This window comes from Streptomyces nanshensis (assembly GCF_001751255.1).
Taxonomy (GTDB): domain Bacteria; phylum Actinomycetota; class Actinomycetes; order Streptomycetales; family Streptomycetaceae; genus Streptomyces; species Streptomyces nanshensis_A.
The window spans coordinates 1-9,808 of record NZ_LJGW01000166.1 but is presented as its reverse complement, the minus strand read 5'-3'; the positions used below and the strand labels follow the sequence as shown (position 1 = coordinate 9,808).

At 71.4% G+C, this 9,808-nt stretch carries 9 protein-coding genes and 1 pseudogene; 6 read left to right on the top strand and 4 right to left on the bottom strand.

Translation table 11 applies throughout. The features are described 5' to 3' along the window. The 3 genes from AN218_RS10470 to AN218_RS10460 form a co-directional block, all read left to right on the top strand. Nucleotides 1–749, top strand: a 749-nt coding sequence (locus tag AN218_RS10470; protein ID WP_070016518.1) for a uracil-DNA glycosylase, incomplete at its 5' end; no start/stop codon positions are given. A 370-nt stretch (nucleotides 750–1,119) separates the two neighbouring features. Beyond that, the gene (locus AN218_RS10465) at nucleotides 1,120–1,983 is read left to right on the top strand and encodes a lysozyme (protein WP_070016517.1); all 864 of its coding nucleotides are present in this window, start codon (nucleotides 1,120–1,122) and stop codon (nucleotides 1,981–1,983) included. 677 nt (nucleotides 1,984–2,660) lie between these two features. Then, complete coding sequence (locus AN218_RS10460) at nucleotides 2,661–3,404, top strand: pentapeptide repeat-containing protein (protein ID WP_070016520.1); 744 nt, start codon at nucleotides 2,661–2,663, stop codon at nucleotides 3,402–3,404. Nucleotides 3,405–3,418: 14 nt separating this feature from the next. Here the strand turns inward: AN218_RS10460 and AN218_RS10455 are convergent, their stop codons facing one another. Next, nucleotides 3,419–3,916, bottom strand: a complete 498-nt coding sequence (locus AN218_RS10455; RefSeq protein ID WP_070016516.1) for a hypothetical protein — start codon at nucleotides 3,914–3,916, stop codon at nucleotides 3,419–3,421. Between the two features lie 236 nt (nucleotides 3,917–4,152). Then, nucleotides 4,153–4,728: a TerD family protein gene (locus tag AN218_RS10450; RefSeq protein ID WP_070016515.1), complete on the bottom strand. Its 576-nt coding sequence runs from the start codon at nucleotides 4,726–4,728 to the stop codon at nucleotides 4,153–4,155. Between the two features lie 167 nt (nucleotides 4,729–4,895). Between AN218_RS10450 and arfB the strand changes: the two genes are divergently transcribed. Then, nucleotides 4,896–5,345: an alternative ribosome rescue aminoacyl-tRNA hydrolase ArfB gene (gene arfB / locus AN218_RS10445; protein ID WP_070016514.1), complete on the top strand. Its 450-nt coding sequence runs from the start codon at nucleotides 4,896–4,898 to the stop codon at nucleotides 5,343–5,345. Between the two features lie 129 nt (nucleotides 5,346–5,474). On the opposite strand, the gene AN218_RS10440 is transcribed toward arfB, so the two are convergent. Then, nucleotides 5,475–6,008 (bottom strand): flavin reductase family protein, encoded by a 534-nt coding sequence (locus tag AN218_RS10440; RefSeq protein ID WP_070016519.1) that lies wholly within the window; start codon nucleotides 6,006–6,008, stop codon nucleotides 5,475–5,477. Between the two features lie 565 nt (nucleotides 6,009–6,573). On the opposite strand from AN218_RS10440, the gene cdgB reads away from it, so the two are divergent. Together cdgB and AN218_RS10430 are read left to right on the top strand one after the other, a co-directional pair. Next, nucleotides 6,574–8,226 (top strand): diguanylate cyclase CdgB, encoded by a 1,653-nt coding sequence (gene cdgB / locus AN218_RS10435; RefSeq protein WP_070016513.1) that lies wholly within the window; start codon nucleotides 6,574–6,576, stop codon nucleotides 8,224–8,226. Between the two features lie 127 nt (nucleotides 8,227–8,353). Then, complete coding sequence (locus AN218_RS10430) at nucleotides 8,354–9,316, top strand: carbohydrate-binding protein (RefSeq protein WP_070016512.1); 963 nt, start codon at nucleotides 8,354–8,356, stop codon at nucleotides 9,314–9,316. 108 nt (nucleotides 9,317–9,424) lie between these two features. On the opposite strand, the pseudogene AN218_RS34335 reads toward AN218_RS10430, so the two are convergent. Then, nucleotides 9,425–9,808, bottom strand: a pseudogene (locus tag AN218_RS34335) (PfkB family carbohydrate kinase); the annotation flags it as partial.

The following is a 9,808-nucleotide window of genomic DNA, read 5'->3' as shown; positions in this document are numbered from 1 at the left end:
CGGGGACGACCGACGCGCTGGAGGCGGCGGTCGTCACCTGCCGCGCCTGCCCGCGGCTGGTCGCCTGGCGCGAGGAGGCCGCCCGTACGAAGCGCAGGGCGTTCCGCGACTGGGACTACTGGGCCAGGCCCGTCCCCGGCTTCGGCCCGGCGGACGCCGCGCTCGCCGTCGTCGGACTGGCTCCGGCCGCCCACGGCGGCAACCGCACGGGACGGGTCTTCACCGGCGACCCGTCCGGCGACGCGTTCTTCGCCGCCCTGTACGACGCCGGCCTCGCCTCGCAGGCCACCGCCACGCACGTCGGCGACGGCATGGAGCTGTACGGCGTGCGGATCACGATGCCCGTGCACTGCGCCCCGCCGGACAACCGACCGACCACGGCCGAACGCGACACCTGCCGGCCCTGGCTCGCCCGTGAGCTGGAACTGCTGCGGCCCACACTCCGTACGGTCATGGTGCTCGGCGGCTTCGCATGGCAGGCGTTGCTGCCGGTGCTCGCGGGGGCGGGCTGGCGGATCCCGCGTCCGCGTCCGGTCTTCGGGCACGGAGCCGAGGTGCTGCTCGCGGACGCGGCGGACGGTACCGGCACATCCGGTGCATCCGGTGCCTCCCCGGGGTCCGGGCTGCGGCTCGTCGGCAGCTACCACCCGAGCCGGCGGAACATGTCCACGCGGACGCTGACTCCGGACATGCTGCGGGACGTTCTGCGCCGCGCCGCCGGGAGCGCGGGTCTGACGCCGCGCTCCTGACGGTGCCGCGGCGCACGATCTCTCCCTCACTCGGCGCACAACTGCCGGATCCGAGGCGTCCGTTCAGAACTCCGGTGCGGGGCGCCCGTACAACTCCCACGCCATACCGCGGATTTTCCTGATCACACTCCGGGCGATCCGGCAACCCGGGAGATCCCGCCGAGTTCCTTTCTTCCGGAATACGTCGTGAACCCTCCGGCCATTCGGGCCCGGTGGGTTGCGCGGAATCCGTTTCCGGGCCTCCGGGTCCCGGCCCGTCCGGGCCTTTTCCGGTCGGCCTGGGCCCGGCGAGGCATCCAATTAATACGTTTTTGTCCGGATAGATTCTGGGGTGCTGCTGCGCGACTCACCGACATCTACGGAGGCACGCATGCCCCTGCACAGGTCCGGCCCCTCGCACCGCGCCCTCCTCGGCGCGGTCAGGACCCCCGCCGTCCTCCTCAGCTCCCTCGCACTCCTCCTCGTACTGCCCGGCATGGCCGAGGCGGCGGTCGGCGGCGACGGCCGTCACCCGGCGCACCCGGACAAGGACTGGATGGGCTCCACCCTCGTCGCCAACGAAGGACACACACCGGCGAAGCCGGCGTCGTCCCGGAAGAACGTCGCCGCGTCCGTCGAAGGCGTGGACGTCTCCAGCCACAACGGCAACGTGGCGTGGTCCACGCTCAAGAACGCCGGCGTCCGCTTCGCCTATGTGAAGGCGACGGAGGGCACCACCTACCAGAATCCCAACTTCACCCAGCAGTACAACGGTTCGTACAAGAGCGGCATGATCCGCGGCTCGTACCACTTCGCCCTCCCCGCCAACTCCACCGGCGCCGCGCAAGCCAACTACTTCGCCTCGCACGGCGGCGGCTGGTCGCGGGACGGCAAGACGCTGCCGGGCGCGCTGGACGTCGAGTACAACCCGTACGGTGCGGCCTGCTACGGCAAGTCGCAGAAGGCCATGGTCGACTGGATCTCCGACTTCGTGCGCACGTACAAGTCGCGTACCGGCCGGGACACCGTGATCTACACCTCCGCGACCTGGTGGAAGACCTGCACGGGGAACTCGACGAAGTTCCGGAACACCAATCCGCTCTGGGTGCCGAACTGGAGCAGCTCGGTCGGCACACTGCCGGGCGGCTGGCCGTTCCACACCTTCTGGCAGTACACCTCGACGGGCAAGACGGTCGGCGACCACGACCGCTTCAACGGCTCGTTCGCACGCCTCCAGGCGCTCGCCAACGGCTGAGCGCGAACTCCTCGGCGGCGGCCCTCCGGATTCGATTCCGGGGGGCCGCCGCTCCGTGTGTGCGGAGAGGGATTCCGGGATGGTTTCGGGCACGGTCTTCCAGGGCCGGGGATTTCCGATTGCGAACATTCGACGCCGCCCTTTCGCCGACGCACCATGGAATCGGGCAGGGGGCGATCGGAGGGAATCCCATGATGGAAGTGAAGACGGTCGACAAGGCGGACGAACGGCGGGACTTCCCGAAGGGCCACATCGAAGCGCTGCACCTCTCCGGACTGGATTTCGGGGTGGCGACCTTCGAGCCCGGATGGCGCTGGACGGAATCGGTGGGGCCGATAGCAGGGACGGATTCCTGCCAGGTCCACCACAACGGATTCATGGTCAAGGGCCGCATGCGCGTCCGGATGGACGACGGGACCGAAACGGAGGTCGGCCCCGGAGACGTGTTCGTGTGCCCGCCCGGACATGACGCGTGGGTCGTCGGCGACGAACCCGTGGTCCTCTACGACTTCGCCGGGCAGATGGCCTCCGACTACGCGAAGGGCCTGCCGCCGAGGCGGAGTTCGGGCTCCGGGCGGGGCCCGGGGCCCGAACTCCGGGCTGCTGGCCCGGACTCGTACGTCCCGTCACGCCCGTCGTCGCCGTCCACTGTCGGCGGCCGGGTGCACGATGACCCCATGGCGAGGACGACGAGAACGGCGAGGACGGCGAGCGGCGGCACGGCCGGTGCGACGGGCACGGCGAGCGCGGGGAGTACGGGAAGGGCGCGGCGCACGGCCACGGTGCCGCGCCGCCCCGAGATGCGGCTCCCGGAGCTGCGCCCGCACGACGGCGGCCTGTCCCCGGACGGCGACTACGACGGTACGGGCTTCGAGGACGCCGATCTGAGCGGCAGCGACGCCTCCGGAGCGCGCTTCCTGGAGTGCGGCATCCGCAACTGCCGCCTGGACGAGGCGAGATGGGAGCGGGCGCGGCTGCTGGACTCGGTGCTGGAGGGTGTGACGGGCGCGGGCGTCGACCTCGCCGGCGCCGAACTGCGCGATGTGGAGCTGCTCGACGCCCGGCTGGGCGGAGTGCAGGTGCACGGGTCGTCGCTGTCGCGGGTGCTGGTACGGGGCGGGAAGATCGACTTCCTCAATCTGCGGCAGAGCCGGCTCATGGACGTGACGTTCGAGAACTGTGTGCTGGTGGAGCCGGACTTCGGCGGGGCCACGCTGGAACGGGTCGCCTTCCCGGGGTGTGTGCTGCGCGGCGTCGACTTCACGGGCGCGGCGCTGACGGAGGTGGATCTGCGGGACGCGGCGGAGCTGGACATCGCCGCGGGCGTCGGGCAGTTGGGCGGCGCGGTCGTCAGCCCGGCCCAACTGATGGATCTGGCACCGGCGTTCGCGGCCGAACTGGGGGTACGGGTCGGAGGCTGACCGGGGCCGGCCCGTCAGACGCGCGGAAAGCGCGACGTCAGCGTCCACACCGCCGGGTTGCCCGCCAGCCCCTCGTGCATGTCGGTCAGATCCGCGATCAGGTCGTGGAGGAAGTCGCGCGCCTCGCGGCGGAGCACGGCGTACGGGAAGGTCAGCGGGCCCCCGTTCTCGCGCGTCCAGTCCGCGGTGACGTCCACCCAGCCGAACCGCCGCTCGAAGCGCAGCCGTTCGGTGCTCTCGGTGAAGTCCACCTCCGCGCGCTGCGGCCCCGGTGCGCGGCTGCCGAGTGGATCGGCGTCGAGCAGTTCGGCGGTGTCGCACAGCGCCCACGCGAAGTCGAGGACGGGCAACCATCCCCAGGCTGTGGAGAGTTCGCGGTCGGCCTCGGTGTCGGCCAGATACACGTCCCCGCTGAACAGATCGTGGCGCAGGGCCCGTACGTCCGCGGTGCGGTAGTCGGTCTGCGGCGGGTCGGGGAAGCGCCGGGAGAGCGAGTAGCCGATGTCGAGCACGGCCCGATCGTGTCACGGCGCGCGGGGACGGCCGACCCGCGGGACGGCCGGGGGCCCGGTCGGGGGCCGCCGCACACACCGAGGGCGGCGCTCACCTCGGCGAGCGCCGCCCTCGTACGGCACGGGCGCGGGGTACGGACGGCCCGACGGATCTGCGTCCGTACGGATGTGCCGTACGGACGCAGGGAACGTAGGGACCTACGACCGTGCCGGTGCGCCCGACTGCCGTGTGTGCGTCAGACGTTGACGCCGAAGTCCTGGGCGATGCCCACGAGTCCGGAGGCGTAGCCCTGCCCGACGGCGCGGAACTTCCACTCGGCGCCGCTGCGGTACAGCTCGCCGAAGACCATCGCGGTCTCGGTGGCCGCGTCCTCACTCAGGTCGTAGCGAGCGATCTCCGCCTCGCCGGCCTGGTTGACGATCCGGATGAAGGCATTCCGGACCTGGCCGAAGTTCTGGCTGCGGCTCTCGGCGTCGTAGATCGAGACCGGGAAGACGATCTTCTCCACGTCGCCGGGCAGGCCCGCGAGGTTGACCTTGATCTGCTCGTCGTCGCCCTCGCCCTCGCCGGTGACGTTGTCGCCGGTGTGCAGGATGCTCTGGTCCGGCGTGGCCTTGTTGTTGAAGAAGACGAAGTGCTGGTCGGAGTAGACCTTCCCCTCCCCGTTCACGGCGATGGCGCTCGCGTCGAGGTCGAAGTCGGTGCCCGTGGTCGTCCGGACGTCCCAGCCGAGGCCGACCGTGACGGCGGTCAGGCCCGGTGCCTCCTTGGTGAGGGAGACGTTGCCGCCTTTGGACAGGCTTACAGCCATGGGGAGCCCTTCCTTCGGTGAGTCCGATGTGAGATCGGTTGGATTGACGGGTGTGGAAGCCACTCGGTGGAGGGCGTTCCTACCCCTGCACAACGCGGGCCGTCCATGGGCGGGTTCCGGATGGCCGGGGGAAAAAGACGGTGACTCGGATGTGGTCGCGAGCGACCATGGAGGACATGTCCCCGTCCCCTTATGTCATCCGCGGATCGGTTTCGTTGCCCGAAGCCGAGCTGACGTGGCGCTTCACGCGCTCCTCGGGGCCGGGCGGCCAGCATGTGAACACCAGCGACACCCAGGTCGAGCTGCGCTTCGACCTCGCCGCCACCGAGGCGCTGCCCGCGGTCTGGAAGGAACGGGCCCTGGAACGTCTCTCGGGCACCGGCAGGCTCCTCTCCGGCGGCGTGGTGGTCGTACGGGCGAGCGAGCACCGCTCCCAGTGGCGCAACCGCGAGGCGGCGGCGACCCGCATGGCTTCGCTGCTCGCCGAGGCCACGGCGCCGCCCCCGCGTCCGCGCCGCAAGAAGAAGGAGCCGCGCGGGGCGAAGGAGCGGCGGCTGCGGCAGAAGAAGCAGCGCGGCGACCTCAAGCGGGGCCGCTCGGGCCGCGATTGGGCCTGATCGGGAACCGGCCGTGGCCCGATCGGGCCGGACCGGAACGCGCGGCGAGCCCCCGCAGGTCCCGCACGTCCCGCGCGGCACGTCCGACGCGCTCCCGCACGCGCCCCGCGCCGCCGCCGTAGGAGCCGGCTACGAGCCGCCCTTCGACAGCGAGTGGTAGCGCCCCCGGTAGTACGTGAGCGGTCCGCTCTCCGGCGCGTGCGGCAGCCCCGCCGCCAGCACCCGCCCGATGACCAGGGTGTGGTCCCCGGCCCGTACGCGCTCCTCCGTACGGCACTCGACCGTCGCCAGCGCCCCGTCGACCAGCGGAGCGCCGGACGCCTCGCCCCGGGTGTGCGGAAGTTCGCGGAAGAGGAGCTTGTCGCTCAGCCGCCCCTTCATCGCGAACCGTCCGGCGGTCGTGCGCTGGGCCTCGGTGAGCAGGGACGCCGCCCACAGCGGCCGGCGCTCCAGCAGTTCGTCCATGCGGGAGCCGTCCCGGACGCTGACCATGACCAGCGGCGGTTCGAGTGAGACGGACATGAAGGCGGTGGCGGTCATGCCGACGTCGGCGCCGCCGGGACCGTCCTCGGCGTCGTACGCCGTCACCAGCACCACCCCGGAGGCCAGTCTGGCCATGGCCGCGCGGAACTCCTCCTCGTTCACCCCGTCAGCATGGGGCATCGAATCGTCCGGCGCCGGATTCGTCTGCTGCTCCACTGCGTGTGACACGTCAAAAACGCTAACCGCTGGCGCACGCCCCCCGCATCGGCCCCCAGGACCAGGACCCGGGTCCCATGTACCGGCGGAGACGGAACCGTGGCATTGCGTGACCGGATCGTGCTTGTTGTGTGCAGAGACCGGGGCGGTACGGTGTCGGGGCTGTGACCAGGGGCGGAGGTCGCGGAGGGGCAACGGGGGCCGTGAGCACGGAGGTTGGGGCGCGTGAGGGTCGCTGTCCGGGGGCGCGAAAAGGGGCGCGTTCGCCGCTCTACGCGTCGGTAAGGCCGTACTGTCGCATGACCGGTCATTCGGTCGAGAGCATCGGCCGAGGTCCGGGACGGTGTGGCACTGTCATACGGAGCGCAGTCAACAGGCTGCGTACAGTTGTGACTTGAGTCACAGCGGGCAATTATTGCTGACCCTGTGTACCTGGAGTACAGCTCGCTGTGATTCAGTGGCCGTGGCAGTCGGACAATGACGTCCCGCGAACACCTGGAGTTGACGAACGAGGCTCAGGGGGAGGGCGATGGAAACCGAGTCGGAGCCCTACGTCCGCCTTGCCAGCCTGCGCCAACTGCACCTCGTCGTAGCGCAGTTGAGCACGGCGCGCAGTCTCGCCGACACCTTGCAGACCATCGCCGACGGTGTGGTCGAGGGCCTCGGCTTCGAGATAGCGGCCGTCAATCTCGTACGTCCCGAGGGCGACCTCGTCGTCGCCGCCGTCGCGGGCAGCCAGGGCGCCGAGGCCATGATGGCGGGACGGGCCGGCTCCCGCGCCTCGTGGGACCGGCGGCTGTCGATGGGCGAGGCATGGGGCAACCTGCGCTTCATCCCCTACACCGAGGGCTGGGTCCTCGACGACGACGACGTCCCGCAGTGGCACCCGGCGGGCCCCGCCCCGCAGAGCGGTGACGACTGGCACCCCATGGACCGGCTGTTCGCCCCGCTGTACGCCTCCGACCACGAACTGCTCGGCGTGCTGTCCGTCGACAAGCCGCGCAACGGACGGCGGCCCGGCGCCTGGGGCCGCGAAGCGCTCCAGCTCTACTCCTCGCAGGCCGCGATAGCCCTGAGCAACGCACGGCTGCGCTCCAACATGCAGCGTGCGCTGGTGCGTCTGGAGCGGGAGCAGTCGGCGCTGCGCGCGAGCGAGGAGAGCTTCCGCCAGGCCTTCGAGTACGCGCCGAGCGGCATGGCCGTCGCGGAGATGGGCGGCGACCAGCACGGCCGGCTGATACGTATCAACGACGCGCTGTGCCGCCTGCTGGGCCGCCCCGCCTCGGCCATGCGCCGCTACTCCTTCTCCGACATCGTCCATCCCGAGGACATCGGGACGCTGTTGCGTACCTCCGCCGAGGGCGGCCGCGCGGAGCTGCGTCTCGCGCGGCGCGACGGCTCCTACGTCTGGGTCTCGCTGCGCAACTCCGTGGTCGCCGACACCGCCGACGGACCGCGCTTCCTGCTCACCCACGTCGAGGACATAGAGGACCGCAAGCGCCACGAGCTGCAGTTGGCGCACCGCGCGAGCCACGACTCCCTGACCGGACTGCCCAACAGCGCCGAGCTGCGCGCCCGTCTCAACGGCCGGCTGTGCGCCCGTCCCGCGCCCGTGGTCTCCGGCGTGATCTCCTCCGCTCCGGGCGGGCCCGCCGCCGGCACCGACGGGAACGGCTTCCCGGGGCTCGGCTTCGAGGACGCCGGCTCGGGCGTGCTGGCCTCGACGGGCATGTACGACCCGCACCACACGCACGCGGTGCCGCCGACCGGCAATGTGCAGGGTGAGAAAGGTCTCGCCGTCCTCTTCTGCGACCTCGACGGCTTCAAGTCCATCAACGACCGCTTCGGGCACAACTGCGGCGACGCCGTCCTCGTCGAGGTCGCCCGCAGGCTCTCGGCCGGTGTGCGCGACAACGACACCGTGGCGCGCATGGGCGGCGACGAGTTCGTGGTGCTCACCGACGGAGTGGGTCCGGCCGAGGCGCAGGACCTAGCGGTCCGGCTGCGGAACGCGATCATCCCGCCGATCCGCGTCGACGGCCGCGCGGTGCGCGTCGGCGCGAGCTTCGGCATCGGCTGGGCCGGATGCGGAATGACCGCCGAGGAAGTGCTGCAATCCGCCGACCAGCGCATGTACGTGGAGAAGCGCTCCCGTTCGAAGGGGCAGCGGCGCGCGGGGTGACGGACGCGAGTGGTGTTCCACCGTCCGCCCCCTCCCGGCCTTCGCGCGATCATTCCGCGTTGGCATGGCCCTCATCCCGGAGAGGTAGGCTCGGCCGGATACGTGACGCAGTTGGGAGTGACAGGGGATGACCGCCGAGAACGACGGCACCGGCGCGACGCCGCAGGGCGACGACCCGTTCGGTTACCTCTACCGCCAGGAGGGCGGTGAGGGCTCTCCGGCGACGCAGAGCGGCGTTCCCCGGCGCTCGTACAACCAGGTCCGCGCGGTCGGCGAGCGCCAGTACGGCGGTTACGGCGGCTACGGTTCGGGCCCGGGCACCCAGCAGACCGCCGCGTACGGGCAGCAGCCCAACGCGCACTACGCGGCGCCCGAGACGATGACCGGCGGACGTGCCGTCACCCCGCAACCGGCCCCCGGCGACGGCGGATACGGCGGTGGGCACGGCGGGGGCCGGGGCGGCGGAGGCAGCCGCAACGGTCTGCTGATCGGGGCGCTCGCCGTCGTCGCGGCCGTGGTCGTGGGCATCGGCGCGGCGATCTACTTCAACAGCTCGCCGGGCGACGACGAGGGCCGCGCGGGCGCTTCCGCGGGCGCCGACGGCGGCAAGGGCCAGGAGGAGAAGCCCGGTTCGAAGAAGCCGCGCAAGGGCAAGCAGATCGGCAAGAAGCAGGACGCCGCCACCTTCCAGCTCGCGGGCGGGGCGTCCGCGCAGAGCGACGTCTCCGGTGCCCAGAGCAGCGACGGCTCGTACGTCGGGGCGATGAACGCCACGGGCGCTTCTGCTACTTGGTCGTCCGCGGACGTGCCGAAGGCCGGCATCTACACCCTCTACGTGCGCTACGGCATACCGGGCAAGGACGCCGACGCGACCCTCACGGTCAACGGCCGGCCGGCCTCACAGCCCCTGGACATGTCCAACTGGGGCGGCCAGGTCAAGGAGGGCGACTGGGAGCACGGCTGGATGAGCACCTACGCCTGGGTCGATCTGAAGGAAGGCGCCAACACCTTCAAGATCTCCTGCGAGGACGGCAACAAGTGCGACTTCAACCTCGACCAGGTCTGGCTCAAGGCGGGCAAGATCCGCTGACGTCCGCGGGCTTCGCGACTCCGCGGCCCGGCGGCCTGTTCCGGTTTCCGCCCGTGGCCGTCCCGTACGTTCCGCCGAACCCGAACCCGAACCCGAACCCGTTCCCGGTCATCCGGGGGCGGGTTCGCTGCTCTCCTCGACCGTGACGCGCGAGAGCAGGTCGGCGTGCACCTCCTCGTCGAACTCCCCTGCCGTGGGCGCCCGTACGGTGGCCGCCGACAGCGCGACGGCACGGGCCAGCCGCTCCGGCCAGGGCAGCCCCTCGNCGTCCGGACAGCCCCCCCGCCACCGCGGAGTCGCCCGCTCCGGTCGGGTTGCCCGTCAGGGAGTGCGGCGGGCCCGCCTGCCACATGCCGTCCGGGGTGACCAGCAGCATGCCGTCGGGACCCAGCGACGCGGCCACCGAGTGCGCACCGCGCCGCTGTGCCGCCCGCGCGGCGCGCAGCGGTTCGGTCGTGCCGGTGATGCCCGCGAGTTCGCCGGCGTTGGGCT